General features: G+C 74.8%; 24 protein-coding genes. 11 read left to right on the plus strand and 13 right to left on the minus strand.

Annotated elements, in window-relative coordinates; translation table 11 throughout:
• Window positions 1-4: 4 nt before the first annotated feature.
• Window positions 5-487, minus strand: coding sequence for a cation:proton antiporter regulatory subunit (locus F1544_RS00830; protein ID WP_167580961.1), 483 nt, complete (start codon window positions 485-487; stop codon window positions 5-7).
• A 369-nt stretch (window positions 488-856) separates the two neighbouring features.
• On the opposite strand from F1544_RS00830, the gene F1544_RS00835 reads away from it, so the two are divergent.
• The 3 genes from F1544_RS00835 (at window position 857) to F1544_RS00845 (ending at window position 4,314) form a co-directional block, all read left to right on the plus strand.
• Entirely contained in the window at window positions 857-1,942 is a 1,086-nt protein-coding gene (locus F1544_RS00835; RefSeq protein ID WP_167580963.1) for an ABC transporter ATP-binding protein, read from the plus strand.
• 125 nt (window positions 1,943-2,067) lie between these two features.
• Complete coding sequence (locus tag F1544_RS00840) at window positions 2,068-3,330, plus strand: DUF4032 domain-containing protein (protein WP_167580965.1); 1,263 nt, start codon at window positions 2,068-2,070, stop codon at window positions 3,328-3,330.
• Window positions 3,331-3,417: 87 nt separating this feature from the next.
• Window positions 3,418-4,314: an NAD-dependent epimerase/dehydratase family protein gene (locus F1544_RS00845; RefSeq protein WP_167580967.1), complete on the plus strand. Its 897-nt coding sequence runs from the start codon at window positions 3,418-3,420 to the stop codon at window positions 4,312-4,314.
• Window positions 4,315-4,378: 64 nt separating this feature from the next.
• On the opposite strand, the gene F1544_RS00850 is transcribed toward F1544_RS00845, so the two are convergent.
• Window positions 4,379-4,885, minus strand: a complete 507-nt coding sequence (locus F1544_RS00850; RefSeq protein ID WP_308469806.1) for a MarR family winged helix-turn-helix transcriptional regulator — start codon at window positions 4,883-4,885, stop codon at window positions 4,379-4,381.
• 367 nt (window positions 4,886-5,252) lie between these two features.
• Between F1544_RS00850 and F1544_RS00855 the strand changes: the two genes are divergently transcribed.
• Window positions 5,253-6,437, plus strand: coding sequence for an aldose epimerase family protein (locus tag F1544_RS00855; protein ID WP_167580969.1), 1,185 nt, complete (start codon window positions 5,253-5,255; stop codon window positions 6,435-6,437).
• 35 nt (window positions 6,438-6,472) lie between these two features.
• On the opposite strand, the gene F1544_RS00860 is transcribed toward F1544_RS00855, so the two are convergent.
• The 6 genes from F1544_RS00860 to F1544_RS00885 all read right to left on the minus strand — a co-directional run bounded on the left by F1544_RS00860 (window position 6,473) and on the right by F1544_RS00885 (window position 11,391).
• A complete protein-coding gene (locus F1544_RS00860) occupies window positions 6,473-7,477 on the minus strand; it encodes an LGFP repeat-containing protein (RefSeq protein WP_208971036.1) in 1,005 nt (334 codons plus the stop codon).
• 415 nt (window positions 7,478-7,892) lie between these two features.
• Entirely contained in the window at window positions 7,893-8,360 is a 468-nt protein-coding gene (locus tag F1544_RS00865) for a hypothetical protein (protein ID WP_167580971.1), read from the minus strand.
• Window positions 8,361-8,430: 70 nt separating this feature from the next.
• Complete coding sequence (locus tag F1544_RS00870) at window positions 8,431-9,039, minus strand: urease accessory protein UreH domain-containing protein (protein ID WP_167580973.1); 609 nt, start codon at window positions 9,037-9,039, stop codon at window positions 8,431-8,433.
• 94 nt (window positions 9,040-9,133) lie between these two features.
• Window positions 9,134-10,000, minus strand: coding sequence for a TlpA family protein disulfide reductase (locus tag F1544_RS00875; protein WP_167580974.1), 867 nt, complete (start codon window positions 9,998-10,000; stop codon window positions 9,134-9,136).
• On the minus strand, window positions 9,997-10,518 hold the full coding sequence (locus F1544_RS00880) for a MauE/DoxX family redox-associated membrane protein (RefSeq protein WP_167580976.1): 522 nt from the start codon (window positions 10,516-10,518) through the stop codon (window positions 9,997-9,999). The genes F1544_RS00875 and F1544_RS00880 overlap by 4 nt, the downstream gene beginning before the upstream one ends.
• A 33-nt stretch (window positions 10,519-10,551) precedes the next feature.
• Entirely contained in the window at window positions 10,552-11,391 is an 840-nt protein-coding gene (locus F1544_RS00885; protein WP_244307586.1) for a class I SAM-dependent methyltransferase, read from the minus strand.
• A 256-nt stretch (window positions 11,392-11,647) separates the two neighbouring features.
• Here F1544_RS00885 and F1544_RS00890 point away from each other — a divergent pair, with 256 nt between their 5' ends.
• From F1544_RS00890 to F1544_RS00905, 4 genes are all read left to right on the plus strand, one after another.
• On the plus strand, window positions 11,648-12,340 hold the full coding sequence (locus F1544_RS00890; RefSeq protein ID WP_167580980.1) for a winged helix-turn-helix transcriptional regulator: 693 nt from the start codon (window positions 11,648-11,650) through the stop codon (window positions 12,338-12,340).
• A 113-nt stretch (window positions 12,341-12,453) separates the two neighbouring features.
• Window positions 12,454-12,969: an EXLDI protein gene (locus tag F1544_RS00895; protein WP_167580982.1), complete on the plus strand. Its 516-nt coding sequence runs from the start codon at window positions 12,454-12,456 to the stop codon at window positions 12,967-12,969.
• A 49-nt stretch (window positions 12,970-13,018) separates the two neighbouring features.
• The gene (locus tag F1544_RS00900) at window positions 13,019-13,792 is read left to right on the plus strand and encodes an ABC transporter ATP-binding protein (RefSeq protein WP_167580984.1); all 774 of its coding nucleotides are present in this window, start codon (window positions 13,019-13,021) and stop codon (window positions 13,790-13,792) included.
• Window positions 13,789-14,643 (plus strand): ABC transporter permease, encoded by an 855-nt coding sequence (locus tag F1544_RS00905; RefSeq protein ID WP_167580986.1) that lies wholly within the window; start codon window positions 13,789-13,791, stop codon window positions 14,641-14,643. The genes F1544_RS00900 and F1544_RS00905 overlap by 4 nt, the downstream gene beginning before the upstream one ends.
• Before the next feature lie 54 nt (window positions 14,644-14,697).
• Here the strand turns inward: F1544_RS00905 and rlmB are convergent, their stop codons facing one another.
• Window positions 14,698-15,684 (minus strand): 23S rRNA (guanosine(2251)-2'-O)-methyltransferase RlmB, encoded by a 987-nt coding sequence (gene rlmB, locus F1544_RS00910; protein ID WP_167580988.1) that lies wholly within the window; start codon window positions 15,682-15,684, stop codon window positions 14,698-14,700.
• Entirely contained in the window at window positions 15,684-17,099 is a 1,416-nt protein-coding gene (gene cysS / locus F1544_RS00915) for a cysteine--tRNA ligase (protein ID WP_167580990.1), read from the minus strand. The genes rlmB and cysS overlap by 1 nt, the downstream gene beginning before the upstream one ends.
• 75 nt (window positions 17,100-17,174) lie before the next feature.
• Between cysS and F1544_RS00920 the strand changes: the two genes are divergently transcribed.
• The 3 genes from F1544_RS00920 (at window position 17,175) to F1544_RS00930 (ending at window position 20,240) form a co-directional block, all read left to right on the plus strand.
• Window positions 17,175-18,269: an S-(hydroxymethyl)mycothiol dehydrogenase gene (locus F1544_RS00920; RefSeq protein WP_167580992.1), complete on the plus strand. Its 1,095-nt coding sequence runs from the start codon at window positions 17,175-17,177 to the stop codon at window positions 18,267-18,269.
• A complete protein-coding gene (locus tag F1544_RS00925) occupies window positions 18,266-18,907 on the plus strand; it encodes an MBL fold metallo-hydrolase (RefSeq protein ID WP_167580994.1) in 642 nt (213 codons plus the stop codon). Before F1544_RS00920 ends, F1544_RS00925 begins: the two co-directional genes overlap by 4 nt.
• A 136-nt stretch (window positions 18,908-19,043) precedes the next feature.
• A complete protein-coding gene (locus F1544_RS00930) occupies window positions 19,044-20,240 on the plus strand; it encodes an AI-2E family transporter (protein ID WP_167580996.1) in 1,197 nt (398 codons plus the stop codon).
• A 32-nt stretch (window positions 20,241-20,272) separates the two neighbouring features.
• On the opposite strand, the gene ispF is transcribed toward F1544_RS00930, so the two are convergent.
• The 3 genes from ispF to F1544_RS00945 are packed head-to-tail and all read right to left on the minus strand — an operon-like array spanning window position 20,273 to window position 21,935.
• Window positions 20,273-20,758, minus strand: coding sequence for a 2-C-methyl-D-erythritol 2,4-cyclodiphosphate synthase (gene ispF / locus F1544_RS00935; RefSeq protein WP_167580998.1), 486 nt, complete (start codon window positions 20,756-20,758; stop codon window positions 20,273-20,275).
• Window positions 20,755-21,447, minus strand: a complete 693-nt coding sequence (gene ispD, locus F1544_RS00940) for a 2-C-methyl-D-erythritol 4-phosphate cytidylyltransferase (RefSeq protein WP_308469807.1) — start codon at window positions 21,445-21,447, stop codon at window positions 20,755-20,757. Before ispD ends, ispF begins: the two co-directional genes overlap by 4 nt.
• Before the next feature lie 5 nt (window positions 21,448-21,452).
• The gene (locus F1544_RS00945) at window positions 21,453-21,935 is read right to left on the minus strand and encodes a CarD family transcriptional regulator (RefSeq protein ID WP_167581000.1); all 483 of its coding nucleotides are present in this window, start codon (window positions 21,933-21,935) and stop codon (window positions 21,453-21,455) included.
• Window positions 21,936-22,026: the final 91 nt, after the last annotated feature.

Below are 22,026 nucleotides of genomic sequence, written 5' to 3' on the forward strand. Positions count from 1 at the left end.
CGCCTCAGCCGTTCGCGAGGACGTCCGCGGTGGCGCGGACCCCCTCCTGCGTCCCGACGACGACGATCTTGTCGCCCGCCTGGAAGCGCTGGGACGGTGCGGGGGACGGCAGGACCTCGCCGGCGCGCACGAGCGCGACGACGGAGGCGCCGGTGCGGCTGCGGATGGCGGCGTCGCCCAGCGTGCGGCCGTCGAACGGCGAGCCGGCCTCGACGTAGATGCCCTCCGTGGCCAGGCCCTCGATCTGCTCGCGCAGCCGGGCGAGGCGCTCGATGACGCGCGGCTGCCCCAGCAGCTCGGCCAGGACCTCGGCCTCGTCGGGGTCGAGGTCGACGACGGCGTGGCACGCGTCGGGGTCGTCCTGCGAGTACAGGAGCAGCTCGCGGTCCCCCCCGCGCTGCGAGATGACGCCGATGCGGCGGCCGCGCACGGTCGTGAAGTCGTGGCGCAGCCCCACGCCCGGCAGCTTGGTCTCTTCCAGGTCCACGGGACCGATTCTCCTCCTCCCGCGGGGGAGCCCACGACCAAGGCGCGAGCCGTCCCCCCGACGCCGCGCACGGCGTCCACCAGGGTGAACACCCTGTGGACTGCATCACATCCCTGGACGAGAACGCTTTCCCAGGGCAGGATCTGGCTCACCGCGGCGCCGCGACCTTCGTGTGAGGCGGCACCACGGGGTCGGAGTCGCAGGTGACTCCCGCTCCTCCCACTCGGTCGTGGGACGCAGCGGGACCTCGTGGCTCAGGCACAACTCCACACTCCCCGCCGGCTGCACCGAGCCCCGCTCGGACGGCCTCCGGGGTCCATTCCACGACGGATCGTCCGGCACGTACCTGCCGGTGGAAGGAAAGACACGATGGCTACGGTCACGTTCGACAAGGCGACGCGGATCTACCCCGGAGGCGACAAGCCCGCGGTGGACGCCCTCGACCTGCACGTGGAGGACGGCGAGTTCCTCGTCCTCGTCGGCCCGTCCGGCTGCGGCAAGTCCACCTCGCTGCGCATGCTCGCCGGCCTGGAGGACGTCAACGGCGGCCGCATCCTCATCGGCGACCGCGACGTCACGACGGTCCCCCCGAAGGACCGCGACATCGCGATGGTGTTCCAGAACTACGCGCTGTACCCGCACATGACGGTCGCCGACAACATGGGCTTCGCCCTGAAGATCGCCGGCACCCCCAAGGACGAGATCAAGCGCCGCGTGCAGGAGGCGGCCAAGATCCTCGACCTCGAGGCGTACCTGTCCCGCAAGCCGAAGGCGCTCTCCGGTGGTCAGCGTCAGCGCGTCGCCATGGGCCGCGCCATCGTCCGCCAGCCGCAGGTCTTCCTCATGGACGAGCCGCTGTCGAACCTCGACGCCAAGCTCCGCGTGCAGACCCGCACGCAGATCGCGTCGCTGCAGCGCCGCCTGGCCGTCACGACCGTCTACGTCACCCACGACCAGGTCGAGGCCATGACGATGGGCGACCGCGTCGCGGTCCTCAAGGACGGTCTCCTGCAGCAGGTCGACACCCCCCGCCGCATGTACGACCACCCGAACAACGTCTTCGTCGCGGGCTTCATCGGCTCCCCCGCCATGAACCTCCTGACGCTGGACACCACCGAGGGCGGCGTGAAGTTCGGCGACACCGTGCACCCGGTCGAGCGCGCCGCGCTCGCCGCCACGGGCAACAAGCTCACCCTGGGCGTGCGCCCCGAGGACCTCGAGCTCTCCAACCAGGGCCTGCCGGTCGTCGTGGACGTCGTCGAGGAGCTCGGCGCCGACGCCTACATCTACGGCACGCTGCGCGGCGAGGGCGGCACCGGCGGCGGCGACCTGCAGGTCATCGCGCGCGTCGACGGCCGCCGTCCCCCGGAGAAGGGCTCGACCGTGCACTTCACCCCCAAGGTGGGCCACGTGCACCTGTTCGACGACAAGTCCGGCCTGCGGATCGGCGCCTGAGCGTCCCGCACCGCTGACGACGGGGCCGTCACCTCTGCGGAGGTGGCGGCCCCGCCGTGCGTCCGGTCCGCGCGTCGGCGATCTCCTCCGCAGGACAGCGCACCGAGAGGGTGGATGATGACCCCGTGAGCACGCCGACGACGACCTCGCTGCAGATCACGGCGGCCCGGCCGTACCCGGAGCTGATCGACCTGCCCTGGGAGGTCCCGCTCGAGGAGTGGCCCGAGCACCACCTGGCCGCCCTGCCGCGGGGCATCTCGCGCCACATCGTCCGCTTCGTGAGGCTGGGCAGCCGCGTCCTCGCCGTCAAGGAGACGAACGCGCCGATCGCCTTCCGCGAGTACCGGATGCTGCGCACGCTGAACAAGCTGGACGTGCCCTCGGTGCAGCCCGTGGCCGTCATCACCGGCCGGGTCGACGTGCACGGCGAGCCGCTGAACGCCGTCCTCGTCACCCGGCACCTGCAGTACTCGCTGCCCTACCGCGCCCTGTACAGCCAGACGCTGCGGCCCGACACCGCCCGCCGCGCGGTCGACGCCCTCGCCGTCCTGCTCGTGAAGCTGCACCTGACGGGCTTCTACTGGGGTGACGTGTCGCTGTCGAACACGCTCTTCCGCCGCGACGCCGGGGCGTTCGCCGCCTACCTCGTCGACGCCGAGACCGGGGAGCTGCACGACGAGCTGACCCCGGGGCAGCGCAACTACGACCTCGACCTGGCCCGCACCAACATCGCGGGCGAGCTCATGGACGTCGTGGCGTCGGAGGCCCTGGAGGCCGACTTCGACGAGGTCATCGCGATCGCCGACCGCATCGTGTCCCGCTACGGCGCCCTGTGGGGGGAGCTCACGGAGGCGGAGTCCTTCGAGAAGGGCGACCGCTGGCGCGTGGACGCCCGCATCCGGCGCTTGAACGACCTGGGCTTCGACGTCGGCGAGCTCAACATCACCACCGACATCGACGGCACCACGGTCCGCATCGAGCCCAAGGTCGTCGACGCGGGCCACCACTCCCGTCGGCTGCTGCGCCTGACGGGACAGGACGCCGAGGAGAACCAGGCCCGCCGCCTGCTCAACGACCTCGACGCCTACCGCGCGGCCACGGGCCGCCAGAGCGACGACGAGGAGATGGTGGCCCACGACTGGGTCGCCGCCGTCTTCGAGCCGGTGCAGCGCCACGTCCCGCGCGAGCTGCGCGGCAAGATGGAGGCCGCGGAGCTCTTCCACGAGGTCCTCGAGCACCGCTGGTACCTGTCCGAGCAGGCCGGGCGCGACGTCGGCATCGAGGAGGCGGCGACGTCCTACGTCGCCCGGGTCCTGCCCGGCAAGCCCGACGAGCGCGCCGTCCTCGGCGTCGACACCTCCGCCATCCGGGTCATCGCCGACCGGTGACCGGGTTCCCCCCGCACGACCGAACCAGAAGAGGACGATGACGTTGTCCCACCTCCCCCTGTCCCCCTGCTCCCCCGCGGTCCGCGCGTGAGCGCCGCACCCGAGGGCGGCCGCGTCGCCGTCACCGGTGCCGGTGGTGGCCTCGGCCGCGTCGTCGTGGCCGACCTGGCCGCCCACGGCTGGAGCGTCCTGGCCCTGGACCGCACGCCGCCGCCCGGCTGGACCGGCGACTTCGTCTCCGTCGACCTGACCGACTACGGCCAGGTCGTCGAGGTGCTGGCCGGCGCGACCGACGACCGCGGCCCGCGCGTCGACGCCGTGGTGCACCTCGCCGCGATCCCCGCCTCCGGCCTCGTGCCGAACGGGGCGACGTTCCGCAACAACGCCCCCGCCACCTACAACGTGTTCCAGGCCGCGCGCCTGGCCGGGATCAAGAGCGTCGTGTGGGCCTCCAGCGAGACCCTGCTGGGGATCCCCTTCGAGACGCCGCCGCCGTACGTGCCCCTCGACGAGGAGTACCGGGTCCGCCCGGAGTCCACCTACTCCCTCGTGAAGGCGCTCGAGGAGGAGATGGCCCACCACTTCTGCCGCTGGGACTCCGAGCTGACCATGACGGGTCTGCGGTTCTCCAACGTCATGTCGGTCGACAAGTACGCGGCGTTCCCGTCCTTCGACGCCGACGTCGCGGCGCGCAAGTGGAACCTCTGGGGCTACATCGACGCCCGCGACGGCGCGCAGGCCGTGCGGCTGTCGCTGCAGCGGGCCGAGGCCGGTGTCGAGGTGTTCATCATCGCCAACGCCGACACCGTGATGAGCCGCTCCAGCGCGGACCTCGTCGCCGAGGTCTTCCCGGGGGTCGAGGTCCGCAAGGAGCTCGCCGAGCACGAGACGCTGCTGTCCATCGACAAGGCCCGCCGGGTGCTGGGCTACGACCCCCAGCACTCCTGGCGCGGCGAGGTCGGCTTCCCGCCCGCCAACCTCTGACGGTTTCCGTCCGACGCCCCGCGGCCGGGGCCTGCCGGGAGGCAGGTCTCAGCCGCGGGGTGCCTCAGCTGCCGGCGCAGTGGCTGCGCTCGAGGGCCGTCGCGGCGAAGCGGCTGCCCGGGTCGAGCACGCCGAGCAGCGCCGAGGCGACCTCGTCCAGCTCGTCCAGCTTCTCGGGGCCCAGAGGGTCGAAGACCAGCTCCCGCACCCTCTCCACGTGGCCCGGCGCCGTCTCGCGCACCTTGGCCAGGCCGTCGTCGGTGAGCACGGCGACCTGCCCGCGACCGTCCTGGTCGCTGCGCACGCGGCGGACGTAGCCGTCCTTCTCCAGGCGCGCGACGACGTGCGACATGCGCGACGGGCTGGAGTTCGACCGGGCGCCGAGCTCGCTCATGCGCAGCCGGTGGTCCTCCTGCTCCGAGAGCATGGCCAGCGTCAGGTAGGCGGTCGTCGTCAGGTCGGCGTCGCGCTGCAGCTGGGCGTCCAGGGCGGCCGGGAGCAGCTCCATGAGGGCGGCCAGCCGCAACCACACGCGGCGCTCGTCGGGAGAGAGCCAGCGGGGTTCGGTCACGGAGGTCTCCTCGGTTGTTGCGGTTTCAAATTGTTGTCCGCGCCGCCTGCCGTGTCAAGCGACCGCCCCGCACGCCGGGTCCCCCGCGGGGCGCAGGAGGGGGCGGGACCCCACCATCCTCGGTCACCTCGCGCCCTGGACAAGTCGGCAGGACGAGTCGGGCGGGACGAGTCGGCAGGACGAGTCGGGGGCGGGAGAGTCGGCGCCCGTCCGGGCGCACCACCCGTCCGGACGCGGCGCTGCCCCTGCGGGCACGCGCGGCCACGGCCCGTTGACACCGCTGTGGCGCAGCCCTACGTTCGCGGCACTCCCCCTGTGCACCAGCCGTGCACCGGACCGGCAACGACGCCTCACCCCCGGAGATCCCATGCCTGCCAGCACTTCCCCGCGCCTGACGCGCACCCGCGCCCTCGCCGCGGTCCTCGGTCTGGGCCTCGTGGCCACCACCGGCCTGACGGCCGCGTCCGCCGCGTCCGCCCGCTCGCGCCCCAGCATCTCCGCCGAGGCGTGGGGCACGGCCCCCGACGGCACGGCGGTGCAGCGCTACACCCTGCGCAACGGCGACACGACCGTCCGGATCCTCACCTACGGCGGGATCGTCCAGAGCCTCGAGGTCCCGGACGAGGACGGTGACGTCGACAACGTGGTCCTCGGCTTCTCCGACCTCGAGGGCTACGTCGCCAACAACAACCCCGGGCCCTACTTCGGCGCGCTCATCGGCCGCTACGGCAACCGGATCGCCGGCGGGAAGTTCACCCTCGACGGCGTCGAGCACCAGCTGCCGCTGAACAACGGCCCGAACAGCCTGCACGGCGGCACGGACTCCTTCGACAAGCAGGTGTGGGAGGCGACCCCCGTGAAGGGGTCGCGCGAGGTGTCGCTGAAGCTGCGCCTCGTCAGCCCCGACGGCGACCAGGGCTACCCGGGCGAGCTGACCACCGAGGTCACCTACACCCTGGCGCGGCACCGGCAGCTGTCGGTGCACTACGAGGCGACCACGGACGCCCCGACGGTCGTGAACCTCACGAACCACACGTACTGGAACCTCGCCGGCGAGGGGTCGGGCACCATCGAGGACCACGAGCTCGAGATCGACGCGAGCCGGTACACGCCCGTGGACTCGACGCTCATCCCGACCGGGGAGCTCGCCCCCGTGGAGGGCACTCCGATGGACTTCCGCCACGCGACGCCCATCGGTGAGCGGATCCGGGAACCGTTCCAGCAGATCGTGTACGGCCAGGGCTACGACCACAACTGGGTGCTGGACCGGCGTTCCGAGGGCGACCTCGAGAAGGCCGCCACGGTCCACGACCCGGACAGCGGGCGGACGCTGGAGATCTCCACGACGGAACCCGGCCTGCAGTTCTACTCGGGCAACTTCCTCGACGGCACCCTCGTCGGCACGGGCGGGAAGGTCTACCGCCAGGGCGACGGCCTCGCCCTGGAGACCCAGCACTTCCCGGACTCCCCGAACCAGCCGGACTTCCCCTCGACCGTCCTGCGGCCCGGGGAGACCTACGACACGACGACGGTGTTCAAGCTCTCGGACTGACCGCCGACGGCCTGGGGCTCCCGCGCGCGGGGGCCTCAGGCCGGGACGAGCACGACCGCCCCGGTGCTGACGGTGAGCCGGGCGGAACCCCGCTCGAAGGCCTGCTGCAGGAGGTCGGGGCCCGCCGGGACGGCCGCGGCGACGGGGTAGCCCAGCGGCCCGTTCTCCCAGCCCGAGGCCGCCCACGCGTCGCGCACCGCGCCGACGACGGGCTGGGCCCCGGTGGTCGCGGTCGCGTAGACCGACCCGCGCTCGAAGTGGGAGTAGCGGCCCCGGCCGTCGGGGGTGCGCCGCTCACCCGTCACCGGGTAGCCGAGGGGGCCGGCCTCCCAGCCCGTGCGCGCCCACGCCTGGCGCACGTCGCCCAGCACGGCCTGCGCCCCGGTCGAGGGCGTCCAGTAGACCGACGACCCGCCGCCGCCGTCGAAGTGGTTGTAGCGCCCCCGCCCGTCGGGCGTCGTGCTCTCGTCGGTGACCGGGTAGCCCAGCGGCCCGCGCTCCCAGCCCAGCGCCCGCCACGTCTCGCGGATCGCGCCGTGCACCTCGAAGGCCCCCGTGGCGGCCGACCAGTACACCGAGCCCCGCTCGAAGTGGTTGAAGCGCCCGCGCCCGTCCGGCGTGGCCGTCTCGTCGGTCACGGGGTAGCCGAGCGGCCCCGCCTCCCACCCGGTGCGGGCGAAGGTCTCGCGGATCGCGCCGTGCACCTCGTGGGCGCCCGTGCGGGCGGAGAGGTAGATCGAGCCGGCGTCGAAGTGCTGGTAGGCGCCGTCCCCGGCGGGGGTCGCGAGCTCCGGCGTGCGCGCCTCCCCCAGCACCCCGCCCTGCCCGCCGAGGGCGGTGTAGCGGCTGCCGATCGCGGTGCAGTCCTGCAGCGACGGCGCGGAGTGCTGGCCCGTGCGCTGGTCGGTCGCGCTCGTCGTCGAGCAGTCCCAGGCCGGGATGCGCCAGGGCGGGGTGCACGTGACGACGCGGCACCACACGGGCCCCGTGCACCGGACGTCCTGGCGGCACTGGCCGTAGCGGAACTCGTTGCAGCACACCTTGCGCTGGTCGCACTGCCCCGCGGGCCCGCACCCGCACGAGCAGCGCGGCAGCCCTCGCCGCAGAACGTGCTGCGCCCGGTGCAACCGCACGAGCAGTAGCTGTGGCAGTCGACGTAGTACCGGGCCCCGCCGCAGCAGAACCCCGACCCGTCGGACTTCCACCAGCCGCCGACGAGGCTCCCGGGCGGGCAGCGGTTCACGCCGCCGTTGATCGTGGCGCAGAACACCGTGTACCCCGACGAGCAGGTCGAGTCGATGCCGCAGACCGCGGCGTAGGCGGTGCCGGGACGGGTCAGGAAGCTCACGGGCCCGACGGTGAGCGCCGAGCCCACGACGGCCGTGCGCGCGAGGAACCCGCGGCGGCCCGTGCGGGTGGCGAGCAGACCGGCGAGGCGGTCGACCAGCGGTGTGCTCACGAGGCGTCTCCCGGGGTGAGGTCGAGCGTCGACAGGACGCCCGTCAGGCGGTTCACGAGCTCCACGCGCCGGGCGTGGCTGCCGAGGACGACGTAGAGGCTGAAGGCCCGGCCGCCCTCGGTGAAGAACCACTGGCCGCCGGACTGGCCGGGGATGGTGCGCTGCAGCCGGTTCGGCGAGAAGTCCGCCGCGACGGGGCGGGGGCGGCCGCGGTCGGAGAACAGCGCGGTGCCCACGGCGCCGGGGCCCTGCTCGAACAGCGACACGAACAGGTCGGTGGCCGAGAGCAGCCCCGTCACGCCCCCGCCGAAGTCGCCGCGCACCACGGGCAGCGCGACCGTCGCGGCGTGCAGGACGGGGTGGGTGCGCGAGTCGCCCTCCTCCCCCGCGGCCGCACGCCGCGAGATGCGGACCTCCCAGCCGGGCGGGGCGTCGAGCCCCATCCCGTGTGCGCTCAGCAGCACGAGCAGCCTCCTGTCGTCGCGTCCCCGCCGGTCGGGGTCCCAGATCCGTCGTCCGTCGTGTCCCCGGTCCTCACGCGGGCACCCCCAGCACGAGCTGCCCGGCGCACGCGAGCACCAGCAGGGCGGCGGTCGTGGCCGCCGCGGCCCGCCCGGCCGGGGCCAGGCGCTCCAGCCGCCGGTGCGCCGCCCCCAGGCGCGCGACCGTGGTGACGGTGCGGGTGGCCAGCACGGGCGCGGCCCGCGCGAGGCCGAAGGCGAACCCGACGACGGCGCCGGGCACCGGACCGCCCGTCATCAGCGCGAGCGCCAGCGCGGCGTACAGCAGCGGCGACGTGACGATCGTGACGACGCCGAGGCCCAGCTGGGCCCCGTAGCCGAGGCCGTAGACCCAGCCGCGGTAGCGGTGCAGCCAGTCCTCGTCGACCTGGCGGTGCCAGGTGGGCAGCGCGGGGAGGCGGCCGGTCTCGACGGCCACGGCCGCGGCGCAGAAGGCCGCGAGGAGGACGAGCGCGACGGCCGCGGGGACGGCGTGCTCGAGGGGCAGCAGCGCCCCGGCGAGCCCGAGGAGGGCGCCGAGCGCGGTGCCGGCGGCGGCCGAGCCGAGGAGGTGGAAGGCGACCGTCACGGGCCACCGGCTGGCGCGGCCCCGCTCACCGAGCGGGGTGATGCTCGAGAGCATCGACTCGCCTCAAGGCGACCACATCGCCCGCAGCGCGGCGACGACGGCGGTGGGCACGCCCGCGAGCAGCGCCCACGCCGCGAGGCTCACGCGCTCAGTCCCGGCCCGGCGCGCCCGCACCGGCGTGGCCGCCGGGCTGCGGGGAGCCGTCCCGGCGGTCGAGGTCGACGACCTCGTCGGCGGTCAGCAGCAGGCTCGGGTGGCCGGGGGCGATGCCGGCCGCCAGGAGCTCGCGGTCGGCGCGCGCCTCGCGGTGGGGTCCGTCGCCCGCGTCCCGGTCGTGGGAGTGGCCGCGGGAGTGGTCGTGGGGCGCGTGGCTGGTGCGGGCGAGGGCCAGGTCCCCGGCCGCCTCCCCCACGAGGCGCTGCACCTGGTCCCAGCCGGTGGCGCTGCCCTCGCCCGCGACGCGACCCGTCGCGGCGTCGACGAGGACGAAGTACGGCGAGCCCGGCACCTCGTAGGCCTCCCAGGTCGCGGTCGACATGACCACGAGCAGGTCGGACCCCGCGAGCTGCTGCACCGCGCTGGCGCTCTCCCGCTCGGGGCCCTGCGTCACGACGACGAGGCGGGTGGCCGGCGGCAGCTCCGGGGTGGACGCGGCGAAGCGCTCCCAGAACCCGTGGCAGGTGAGGCAGCCGCTGGACAGGAACGCGACGAGGGTCGCGCCGCCGCCGGCGGTCACGCTGACCTGCACGGTGTCGCCCGAGGGCGTGGTGCCGACGACGTCCGGGGCGGCCGTGCCCGTCACGCCGGCCCCGCCGCCGGCCGCGGACAGCACCCCGCGGCCGACCTCGAACGGCAGGTCCACGGGCCCGCCGGCGCTGCCGGGCGTGGTGTCCTCGCGGCCCGCGCCCAGCTCGTGCAGCGCGCGCAGGATCTCGGCGTGGCTGCGCAGCAGCCCGGCGACGAGGACGCCCAGCAGCGCGACGGCCACGGTCAGGCCCACGACGAGCGCGGTCACGCGGCCGCCCCCCGCAGGGCCACGAGCTCCGGCAGCCGGGTCATCAGCAGCAGCGCGAGCCACGCGACGAGGACGGCCGAGCCGGTGACCGCGAGCGCCACCGCCGGGCCGGCGTCGAGCAGGGCGGGGACGCCCGCGGGCCGCCCGAGCGCGACGAGGGTCGCGGCGGCCGCGGCGAGCACCGTCACGACGACGTGCGCGGGGGTCGGCGGGACGTCGGGGCCGGCGAAGCAGCCGCACGAGCTGAGCGGGCGGTCACGCACGAGCGCCAGCACCACGAAGGCGCTGAACCCCAGGTAGGCCAGCGCGGTCCCGGCGGCCGCGCCGGGCACCTGCGCGAGGGCGGCGACCGCGAGCACCACCTCGACCGCGCCGAGCGTCCGCACGAGCCAGGCCGCGGAGGGCAGGCCCTGCGTGCGCAGGGCCTGCCGGGTCCCGAGCGGCCGGCGCAGCTTGGCGGCCCCCGCCAGGAGCAGGAGCAGCGAACCCGCCAGGTAGGGCACCGCCGTGGTGTTCACGGTGAACACGTTGTGTGCCCGGACGCTCTCCGGTCAAGAGGTGGCGGGCGCGGCCCCCGTTCCCGTCCCCGTTGCTGTCCCCGTCCCCGTCGAGGCGGGCGCACCGCTGCGGCGGGCCGTCAGGAGCAGGTACTCCCACTCCATCGCCCCGTCCGCACCGGTGCTGCGGGCCGCGAGGTCGTCCAGGGCCGCGTCCAGGGCCGCGACGCGCGCGGCGTCCCCCGCGACGGCCCGGTAGACGCTGATCGTCGGGCCGTAGTGCGAGGCGAAGTACTCGCGGAACGCCCCCCGTGCCGCGAACCGGTCGACCCGCAGCGTGCGGCGCTCGGCCGTCAGGACCTCCGCCCCGTCCCCGAGCAGCGCGCGCACGTGGGCCTCGTCGCCCCACAGCGGCGGCGGCTGCGCCCCGGCAGGGGGCGGGGGCGCGTACGGCTTCATCGTCGCGAACAGCTGCCCGACGAAACCCGCGGGCGTCCAGCTGAGCAGGGCGAGGGTGCCGCCGGGCCGGCAGACGCGCAGGAGTTCCGCGGCGCTCGCCGCGTGGTGCGGGGCGAACATCACCCCGACGCAGGACATCACCGCGTCGAACTCCCCGTCGTCGAAGGGCAGGCCCTCCGCGTCCGCCTCGACCCACGTGACGCCCACCCCGGCCTCGGCGGCCCGCCGGCGACCGTCGGCGAAGAGTTCCGGGGCGAGGTCGCAGGCGACGACGTCGGCCCCGGTCACCGCGGCCGGGACCGCCGCGTTCCCGCTGCCGGCCGCCACGTCCAGGACCCGTTGCCCGGGGCCGGTTCCCGCCGCCGCCGCCAGCACCGGGCCCAGCTCCGAGATCACCTCGCGGGCCAGCGCGGGGTAGTCCCCCGAGGCCCACATCGCCCGGTGCTTCGCCTTCAGCGCGCGGTCGTCCGGTTGCGGCGCAACCCCTCCCGGTTCCGGGGGGCTCGTCGTCGTCGGTGTTCCGCTCGCGGTCGTCGTGCCCGTCATGGCGTCTCCCGGTGTGCGCGGTGGGGCGTCCTCGTCCCCGTCCCGTCGAGTGTGGGCGCGGGCGCCACGCCGCCCCCAGTGCACGATCTGTACCGGCCGTCCCCGGCCCTGGTCGCGGGGCGCCGCCCGGTCCTACCCTTCGCGCATGGGTGCCTCGTACCACTCGTTCTGCCCCACCGCGAAGGCGATGGAACTCCTCGACGAGCGGTGGACGCTGCTCGTGGTCCGGGAACTCGTCGCCGGGACCGAGCACTTCAACGAGATGCGGCGCGCGCTGCCGCGGATGTCGCCGAGCCTGCTGTCCAAGCGGCTGCACCAGCTGAGCGTCGCGGGGATCTTGGAGCGCCGGACGGAGGGCGCGGAGGTCCGCTACGTGCTCACCGAGGCCGGCCGCGACCTGCGGCCCGTCGTCGTCGCGCTCACCGACTGGGGCACGCGCTGGATCGGGGAGCTCGGCGAGGTCGACCTCGACCCGAAGCTGCTGATGTGGGAGATGCACTACGGCGTGCGCCACGAGGAGCTCCCGCCCGGCCGGACCGTCCTGCAGTTCCGCTTCCCGGGGACCGCGGGCCGCGCGGGCACGTGGTGGTTCGTCGTCGAGGACGGCGAGACGGACGTCTGCGACACCGACCCCGGGTTCGAGCCGCTGCTGCGGATCGAGGCGGACCTGCGCACGCTCACCCGGGTGTGGCGCGGCGACGTCAGCTGGGACCGGGTGCTCAGCACGGGCGACCTGCGCGTCGCGGGCCCGGAGGAGTTCCGCCGGGTGCTGCCGCAGTGGTTCCGCCTCCCCCGCTGGGCGAGCGTCGAACGCGCCGCCACCCCCCTCCCGGTGTGACCCCTCCCCGCCGTGATCATGCAGGTACTACCTGCATGATCACGGCGGGATCAAGACGCCTCTTGATGTACGTAGACGTATGCGTATACTCGTCTCATCGCTACGATGAGAGCGTGCCGAACAAGACGATCTACGTCTCCGACAGCGACCTCCCCGTGTTCCAGCGCGCGCAGGAACTCACGGGAGGGAACCTGTCGGGCGCCATCTCCAAGGCCGTCCACCGGCTCGTCGAGGTCGAGGAGGGCCGCGCCGAGGGGTACGAGGAGATCACCGTCCGCGTGGGTGCGGGCGCGAGGAAGCAGCGGTTCCAGGGCGTGCTGCTGATCGACTGGCACCGCGTCACCGGCGGCGACGAGGAGCACTACCGCGTCTACCGCACGCGCAGCGGCCGCTTCGCCGTGCACGTCGCGCGGCCGAAGGGGTTCGTGCACACCGCCGGCAAGGACGGCCGGCTCACGGGCTGGCGCAAGCACGTCAGCGCCGACCAGCAGTGGGGCGAGACCCCGGCCACCAACGTCCTCGCCGTCTTCGACGACCTCGAGGAGCTGCGGGCGGCCGTCCCGGCCGAACTCGCTGCGCTGGTGGACGTCCACGCCCGCGAACCCGAGGTCGAGGACCTCGACATCTGAGGCTCCCGGCGCCGCCGGGAGTCCCCCGGCCCAGCCACGAGGAGCAGTCGTGCCCACCTCAGCGACCCCGGCGATCGAGATCGCCGGACTCACCAAGCGCTACGGCGCCCGGACCGTGCTCGACGGCGTGGACCTCGCGGTGCCCGCCGGGACGGTCACCGCCCTGCTCGGCCCCAACGGGGCGGGCAAGACCACCGTCCTGTCGATCCTCGCGACGCTGCTGCCCGCCGACGGCGGCACCGCCCGCGTCCTCGGCCACGACGTCGCCCGCGCCCCGCAGGCCGTCCGCCGCCTCATCGGCGTCACGGGCCAGCTCTCCGCCGTCGACCCGCTGCTGACCGTCGCCGAGAACCTGCGCCTGGTGGCCGACCTGTTCCACCTGCCCCGCAGCGAGGGCCGCGCCCGCACCGCCGAGCTGCTCGAGCGCTTCGGCCTGGGCGACGCCGCCCGCACGCAGGGCCAGAGGCTCTCCGGCGGCACGCGCCGCAAGCTCGACCTGGCCATGACGCTCGTCCCCCGCCCCCAGGTCGTGTTCCTCGACGAGCCCACGACCGGCCTCGACCCTCGCGCGCGCCACGACCTCTGGGCGCAGGTGCGCGGCCTCGTCGCCGGCGGCACCAGCGTCCTGCTGACCACCCAGCACCTCGACGAGGCCGACCAGCTGGCCGACGCCGTCGCCGTCCTGCACGGCGGGCGCCTCGTCGCCCACGACACCCCCGCCGGCCTCAAGGCCGCCCACGACGCCGGCTCCCTCGACGACGTGTTCCTCGCCCTCACCGCACCCGCCCAGGACCCGACCCAGAAGGAAGAGGTGGCCCGATGAGCACCGCCGCTCCCGCGCTCCACCCCGCCGCCCCGCACCGCGGAGCGCCGGCCGCCCTGCCCGGCGCGGTGCGCGACCTCGCCACGATGACGCGGCGCAGCCTGCTGCGGATGGTCCGCTACCCGTCGCTGACCGTCCTGATCGTGGTCACACCCGTCGTGCTGCTGCTGCTGTTCGTCTACGTCTTCGGCGGGGCGTTCGGCGCGGGCGTCGCCGCGGGCACCGCCCCCGGGGCCGCGGGGCGCGCCGCCTACCTGGACTACATCACCCCCGCCGTCCTCGTGATGACGGCGGCGAGCGTCGCGCAGGCCACCGCGATCGGCGTGGCCATGGACATGACGGGCGGGATCGTCACCCGGCTGCGCACCACGCCCGTCGCGCCGGTGGCCGTGCTCGGCGGTTCCGTCGTCGGCGCGGTGCTGCAGACCCTCGTGGCCGCGGCGGCCGTGCTCGGCGTCGCCGTCCTCCTCGGGTTCCGGCCCGGCGCGGACGGGGGCGGCTGGCTGGGCCTCGCGGCCTTCTCCACGCTCTTCGCGGTCGTGCTGACCTGGCTGGCCGTGGCGATGGGGGTGGCGGCCCGGTCGGTGGAGTCGGCGTCGAACACCCCGATGGTCCTGCTGCTGCTGCCGTTCCTGGGCAGCGGGTTCGTGCCCGTCGACACCATGCCCACCGCGGTCCGCCTCTTCGCGGAGCACCAGCCGTTCACGCCGGTCATCGAGACCGTGCGCGGCCTGCTGGCGGGCACACCGCTCGACGCGGCGACGACGTGGACGGCCGTGGGGTGGTGCGTGGCCCTGACCGTCCTCGGCTGGGCGTGGACGCGGCGCTCGTACCGCCGGCCCCGCCTGTGAGGAGCAGCGGCGAGCGGACCGCCCCCGGACCTGCGTCCCGGGGGCGGCTCCGCGTCAGCGGTGCCGGGCGACCTCGTACAGCGCGATCCCCGCGGCGACGCCCGCGTTCAGCGACTCGAAGCGGCCCGCCATGGGGATGCTCACGACCTGGTCGCAGGTCTCGCGCACGAGGCGGGACAGGCCCGCGCCCTCGGCGCCGACCACGACGACGATCGGGCCGTCCGCCAGCCGCAGGTCCGGCAGCTCGACGTCACCGCCCGCGTCGAGGCCCACGACGAACAGCCCGGCCTGCTGGTACTCCTGCAGGGCGCGCGTGAGGTTCGTGGCGCGAGCGACGGGGATGCGCGCGGCCGCCCCGGCCGACGTCTTCCACGCCGACGCGGTCATGCCCGCGGCGCGGCGCTCGGGCACGACGACGCCGTGACCGCCGAAGGCCGCCACCGAGCGCACGACGGCGCCGAGGTTGCGGGGGTCGGTCACGCCGTCGAGCGCGACGAGCAGCGGCGGGTGGCCGGTCGCCGCGGCGCGGTCCAGCAGGTCCTCGGGGTGCAGGTAGTCGTACGGCGGCACGGTCGCCGCGACGCCCTGGTGCACCGCACCCTCGGTGAACCGGTCGAGGTCGGCGCGCGAGGCCTCCAGCAGCGGGATGCTGCGGTCGCCCGCGGCCTTGAGGATCTCCTTGACCCGGTCGTCGGACTCGATGCGGCTGGCCACGTAGATGCCCGTGATGGGCAGGTCCGCGCGCAGCGCCTCGACGATCGAGTTCCGGCCGGCGATCCACTCGGTCTCGGCCTGCTTCTTGCCCCCCGCACGGCCGCGCGGCGTCCGGTTCGGGCCGCCGCCCGCCGGGGCGCGGTTGGACGTGGCCGCGCGGTGCGCGGCCTTCGCGGCCTGCTTGGCCGCGGGGTGGTACGGCCGGTCGGTGGCCTTGGGCGTCGGCCCCTTGCCCTCGAGGGAGCGGCGGTTCTTGCCGCCGGTCCCGCCGGAGGGGCCCTTCTTGGAGCCCCGCACCGCGCCGCGACGCTGACTGTTTCCTGCCACTACTGCTCGCCCTCCAGCGACCACCGTGCACCGGTGGGCGTGTCCTCGATCACGATGCCCGCGTCCTTCAAGCTGTCGCGCACCGCGTCCGCGGTGGCGAAGTCCCGTGCGGCGCGGGCGGTCGCACGGTCCTCCAGACGGGCGCGCACGAGCACGTCGAGTGCCGCGCGCGCGTCGTCGGAGCCGCCGGCCGAGGCCCACGGCTCGCTGAACGGGTCCAGGCCCAGCACGCCCAGCCCGGCGCGCACCTGCCCGGCGGCCGCGGCCAGCGCCCCGGCGTCCGAGGCCGCGAGCGCCTGGTTGCCGGCGCGCGCCGCCTCGTGCAGCACGGCCAGCGCGGACGGCGTCGCCAGGTCGTCGTCCATGGCCGCCGCGAACTCCGGCGCCACGTCGACGACGGGGACGTCACTACCGAGGCGCTCCGCCGCCCGCCGCAGGAACCCCTCGAGCCGCGAGTAGGCGGCCTCGGCCTCCACCAGCGACGTCTCGGAGAACTCCAGGTGCGAGCGGTAGTGCCCCGCCACGAGGTAGTAGCGCAGGACGACCGCGCGGTGCTGCGTCAGCAGGTGCGGGATCCCCAGGACGTTGCCCAGCGACTTGCTCATCTTCTCGCCGGCCATCGTCACGAAGTGGTTGTGCATCCAGTAGCGCGCGAAGCCGTCGCCGGCCGCGCGCGACTGCGCCTGCTCGTTCTCGTGGTGCGGGAACCGCAGGTCCAGGCCGCCCCCGTGGATGTCGAACTCGGCCCCGAGGTAGCGCCCCGCCATCGCCGAGCACTCCAGGTGCCAGCCGGGACGGCCGCGACCCCAGGGCGTCGACCAGGACGCCGTGGCCGGCTCGCCCGGCTTCGCGCCCTTCCAGAGGGCGAAGTCGCGCGGGTCGCGCTTGCCGCGCGGGTCCGCGTCGGCCGCGGGCTCCATGTCGGCGAGGCGCTGGTGCGTCAGCTCGCCGTAGCCGGGCCAGGACCGCACGTCGAAGTACACGTCGCCCGAGGCGTCGGCGGCCGGGTAGGCGTGGCCCGCCTCGACGAGGCGCCCGATGAGCTCGACCATCTCCGGCACGTGCCCCGTGGCGCGCGGCTCGATCGTCGCCGGCAGCACCCCCAGCGCGTCGTAGGCCGCGGAGAACTCGCGCTCGTAGCGGTGCGCGAGCGCCCACCACTCGACGCCGGCGTCGGCCGCCTTGGCGAGGATCTTGTCGTCGATGTCGGTGACGTTGCGCACCGACGTGACCTCGTGGCCGCGCACGGTCAGCCAGCGCCGGAGCACGTCGAAGGCCACCTGCGACCGGACGTGGCCGAGGTGGGGGGACCCCTGGGGGGTCGCGCCGCAGACGTACATGCCGACGCGGCCCTCGACGAGGGGCACGAAGTCGCGCACGGCGCCGGAGGCGCTGTCGTACAGGCGCAGGCTCACGGGCTCCAGGTTACCGGCGGATCAGGGCCGCGCCGTGCGCCCGCGGGCGGGCGCCCGGGCTACTAGGGTCCCGGCATGGCCTGGACCGTTCCTGGAGTGATCTCGCGCAGCAAGGGCGCGCCCGTCGAGACCGTGGACATCGTGGTCCCCGAACCCCTTGCGGGGGAGGTCGTCGTGGACGTCGCGGCGTGCGGCGTCTGCCACACCGACCTGCACTACCGCGAGGGCGGGATCAACGACGAGTACCCGTTCCTGCTCGGCCACGAGGCCGCCGGGACCGTCGCCGCGACCGGCGAGGGCGTCACGAACGTCGCGGTCGGCGACACCGTCGTCCTGAACTGGCGCGCCGTGTGCGGGCAGTGCCGGGCCTGCAAGCGCGGGCGCCCGCAGTACTGCTTCGACACGCACAACGCGTCCCAGCCCATGACGCTGACCGACGGCACGCCGCTGTCGGCGGCCCTGGGCATCGGCGCCTTCACCCCCAAGACCCTCGTCGCGGCCGGGCAGGCCACCAAGGTCGACGCCGGCATCGACCCCGCCGTCGCGGGCCTGCTGGGCTGCGGCGTCATGGCGGGCATCGGTGCGGCCGTGAACACCGCCCCCGTGCAGCGCGGCGACACCGTCGCCGTCATCGGCTGCGGCGGCGTGGGCTGCGCGGCCGTCGCCGGCGCCGTCCTCGCCGGGGCGCGGCGGGTCATCGCGATCGACCTCGACGACCGCAAGCTCGCGTGGGCGAGGCAGCTGGGCGCCACCCACACCGTGAACTCCCGGGGCCTGGACGAGGCGGGGGTCGTCTCCGCCGTGCAGGACCTCACCGACTCCTTCGGCGCGGACGTCGTCATCGACGCGGTCGGGCGTCCCGAGACCTGGCGGCAGGCGTTCTACGCCCGCGACCTCGCGGGCACCGTCGTCCTGGTCGGCGTCCCCACGCCCGAGATGCAGCTGGAGGTGCCCCTGCTGGACGTCTTCGGCCGCGGCGGCGCCCTGAAGTCCTCCTGGTACGGCGACTGCCTGCCCGAGCGCGACTTCCCGCAGCTGCTGGAGCTGCACGCCGACGGGCGGCTCCCGCTGGACGCGTTCGTGTCCGAGCGGATCGGCCTGGGCGACGTCGAGGAGGCGTTCGCGACCATGAAGGCCGGCACCGTGCTGCGCAGCGTGGTGATCCTGTGAGCGCCCGCGTCGAGCACCTCGTCACCTCCGGCACGTTCAGCCTCGACGGGCAGACCTTCGACGTCGACAACAACGTCTGGATCGTCGGCGACGACCGCGAGTGCGTCGTCCTGGACGCCCCGCACGACGTCGACGCCATCGCGGCCGCGGTCGGCGACCGCACGCTGCTGGCCGTCGTCGCCACCCACGCCCACGACGACCACGTCCGGCAGGCCCCCGCCCTGGCGCAGCGGCTCTCGGCGCCCGGGCACCCCGTGCCGGTGCTGCTGCACCCCGCCGACCGCGAGGTCTGGGAGCTCACCAACCCGGGCGTCGCGACGAGCGACCTGCACCACGGCGAGGTCGTGACGGTGGCCGGCACCGAGCTGCACGTCCTGCACACCCCGGGCCACACCCCCGGGTCGGTCTGCCTGTACGCGCCGACGCTCGCCACCGTGTTCACGGGCGACACCCTGTTCGCGGGCGGGCCGGGCGCGACGGGCCGCTCCTACTCCGACTTCGGCACGATCGTCGCCTCGATCCGCGACGTCCTCCTGGAGCTGCCCGCGGAGACGCGCGTGCTCACCGGCCACGGCGGCGACACCACGATCGGCGACGAGGCCCCCCACCTGCAGGAGTGGATCGACCGCGGTCACTGAGCGGGGCCGCTGAGGGCGGTCGCCGAACGGGGCCGCCGAACCGGCCGCCGGACGCGGCGACGGGACCGGCCACGCCCGGCCCAGGGCGGGGGCCGAAGGGCCCTCGGCGCCCGCCGGGGACTGGCAGCATCGCCGCGTGAGCGACCCCGCCGGCCCCCCTCCCGCTGCTCCCCCGCCCGTCCCGGCCCGCCGGGCGACCCCGCACCGCCGCTCGCCCGGCCCCGTCGAGCGCGGGGTGACCGACGCCGCGCGCTGGACGCTGCGCCTGCTCGTCCTCGGTGTCGGGTTCTCCGGGCTGCTCTGGCTGCTGGGCCAGGGCTGGTCGCTGCTGCTGCCGCTGCTGCTCGCGGTCCTGCTCAGCGCGGTGCTCTGGCCCCTCACCCAGGTGCTGCGCGCCGTGCTCCCCCGCTCGCTCGCCGCCCTCGTCACCCTGCTGCTGCTCGTCGTGGCGGTCCTCGGCGTCTTCGCCGCGCTCGTGCCGAACGTGGCCGGGCAGGCGCAGGACATCAGCGACTCGGCCACCGCGGGCCTGGCCGAGGTGCAGGACTACGTGACCGGCCCGCCGCTGAACCTCGGCGAGACCCAGATCGACGTCGTCGTCGCCCAGGTCACCACGGAGCTGCAGGCCAACGCGCAGGGCATCGCCGGCGGCATCGTCAGCGGGGTCGGCAGCGTGGGCTCGGGCGTGGTCACGGCCCTGCTCGTGCTCGTCCTGACCTACTTCTGCCTCGCCGACGGCGACCGCCTGCTGCCGTGGTCGCGGCGGTGGCTGGACGAGCGCTCCCACCGCCACCTCAGCGAGCTGGGCACGCGCACGTGGGCGGTGCTGCGCGGCTACATCCTGTCCCAGGCCGCCGTCGCGCTCGTCGACGCGCTGTTCATCGGCATCGGCCTGCGCATCGTCGGCGTCCCGCTCGCGCTGCCGCTGGCCGTGGTCGTGTTCTTCGCCGCGTTCATCCCCATCGTGGGCGCCGTGGCCAGCGGCGCGCTCGCCGTGCTGGTGGCCCTCGTCGCGCTGGGCTGGGTGCAGGCGCTGATCGTCCTGGGCATCGTGCTGCTGGTGCAGCAGCTGGAGGGCAACGTGCTGCAGCCGCTGCTGGTCGGCCGGTCGCTGGCCCTGCACCCGGCCGTGGTCATCGGCTCCGTCACGGTCGGCGGGACGCTGTTCGGCATCACGGGTGCGTTCCTCGCGGTGCCGTTCACGGCCATCGTGACGGTGGTCCTGCGCTACGTGCGCAGCGAGCTGGTGCCCGGGGCCGCGGAGGACCCGCCGGTCGAGGAGCGCCCGGGCGGCCGTCGCCGCCGCGTGCCCGCACCGCCCACCACGCCGTGACCGCGCAGGCAGCACCCGCACGCTGACGGAGGTCAGGCGTCGGCGACGACCAGCGCGGTTGCGATGGCGAGCAGGCCCTCGCCGTGGCCCGGGAAGCCCAGGCCGTCGGTGGTCGCGCCCGCGACGCCGACCGGGGCCCCGCACGCGGCGCTGAGGGCCGCCTCGGCCTCGGCGCGGCGCGGGCCGATCTTCGGGCGGTTCCCGACGACCTGCACGGAGACGTTGCCGATCGTGAAGCCGGCCTCGCGCACCAGGCGCGCGGCCTCGGCGAGCAGGACGACGCCCGGCGCCCCGGCGTGCTCGGGTCGCGAGGTCCCGAAGTGCCGGCCGAGGTCGCCCATCCCGGCCGCCGCGAACAGCGCGTTGGCGCAGGCGTGCGCGGCCACGTCGCCGTCGGAGTGCCCGGCGAGCCCCGCGGGCTCGTCCGGCCACAGCAGGCCCGCGACCCAGCACTCGCGGCCGGCCTCGAAGGCGTGGACGTCGACGCCGGTGCCGACGCGGGGCAGGACGGGGCTCACCTGGGCTCCTCGGGGGTGGCGGTCTCCTCGCGCAGCAGGGCTTCCGCCAGGACGAGGTCCAGCGGACGGGTCACCTTGAACGCCCGCTCGGCGCCCGGCACGGTGCGCACCGGGTGACCGAGCGCCTCGAGCATGCCGGCGTCGTCGGTGGCGGGGGCGGCGCCGCGGGCGGCCTCGTGGGCGCGCACGAGCGGGCCGGGCGCGAAGCCCTGGGGCGTCTGGACGGCGACCAGCGCGCTGCGGTCGACCGTCTCGAGCACCAGGTCACCGCGCACGCGCTTGACGGTGTCGGTGACGGGCAGCGCGGGGACGACCGCGACAGCGCCGGCGCGCACGGCCGCGACCACGGCGACGAACACCTCGGGCGGGGTGAGGCAGCGGGCCGCGTCGTGCACGAGCACCACGTCGACGTCCTCGTCCACGGCAAGCAGGCCGAGGCGCACGGAGTCCTGCCGCTCCGCGCCCCCGGGCACCACACGGAGGTCGGGCAGCTGCAGGGGGGTGAGGAGCTCGGTCACCTCGTCGACGGCACCGTCGGGGGCGACCACGACGACGACGTCCACCACGCCCGACAGCGCGGCGCGGCGGACGGCGTGGACGAGGAGGGGCTCACCGGCGAGCTCGACCAGGGCCTTGGGCCGACCGGCGCCGAGCCGGTCGCCCCGGCCGGCGGCCGGGACGACGAGCACGGACTTCAGGAGGCGAGGACCTCGTCGAGCAGGGACTCGGCCTTGTCCTCGTTGGTGTTCTCGGCGAGCGCGAGCTCGGAGACGAGGATCTGCCGGGCCTTCGCGAGCATCCGCTTCTCGCCGGCGGACAACCCGCGGTCCTGGTCACGGCGCCACAGGTCGCGGACGACCTCGGCCACCTTGATGACGTCGCCCGAGGCGAGCTTCTCCAGGTTGGCCTTGTAGCGGCGCGACCAGTTGGTCGGCTCCTCCGCGTAGGCCGTGCGCAGGACCGAGAACACCCGGTCCAGGCCTTCGCGGCCCACGACGTCGCGAACGCCGACGAGGTCGACGTTCTCCGCGGGCACTTCGATGGTGAGATCGCCCTGGGCGACCTTGAGGACCAGGTAGAGCTTCTCTTCGCCCTTGATGGTCCGGGTCTTGATCTCCTCGATCAGTGCCGCCCCGTGGTGGGGGTAGACGACCGTTTCGCCGACCGTGAAAGCCATAGAGAGTGACCCCTTTCAGTAGCTCGACTTTACCACGGTCCAGGGGGCGCCGACAGAGTCCGGCGGTGCGTTTGCGCAGGTCAGAGGCTCG

The organism is Kineococcus rubinsiae (assembly GCF_011839805.1).
Taxonomy (GTDB): domain Bacteria; phylum Actinomycetota; class Actinomycetes; order Actinomycetales; family Kineococcaceae; genus Kineococcus; species Kineococcus rubinsiae.

Coding starts and splice junctions, on each gene's coding strand:
- F1544_RS00885 (WP_244307586.1), bottom strand. CDS start 11,391: ATGTGGGCCTCGGGGGACTACCCCGCGCTGGCCCGCGAGGTGATCTCG.
- F1544_RS00835 (WP_167580963.1), top strand. CDS start 857: ATGGCTACGGTCACGTTCGACAAGGCGACGCGGATCTACCCCGGAGGC.
- F1544_RS00920 (WP_167580992.1), top strand. CDS start 17,175: ATGGCCTGGACCGTTCCTGGAGTGATCTCGCGCAGCAAGGGCGCGCCC.
- F1544_RS00905 (WP_167580986.1), top strand. CDS start 13,789: ATGAGCACCGCCGCTCCCGCGCTCCACCCCGCCGCCCCGCACCGCGGA.
- F1544_RS00855 (WP_167580969.1), top strand. CDS start 5,253: ATGCCTGCCAGCACTTCCCCGCGCCTGACGCGCACCCGCGCCCTCGCC.
- F1544_RS00890 (WP_167580980.1), top strand. CDS start 11,648: ATGGGTGCCTCGTACCACTCGTTCTGCCCCACCGCGAAGGCGATGGAA.
- F1544_RS00870 (WP_167580973.1), bottom strand. CDS start 9,039: ATGCTCTCGAGCATCACCCCGCTCGGTGAGCGGGGCCGCGCCAGCCGG.
- F1544_RS00945 (WP_167581000.1), bottom strand. CDS start 21,935: ATGGCTTTCACGGTCGGCGAAACGGTCGTCTACCCCCACCACGGGGCG.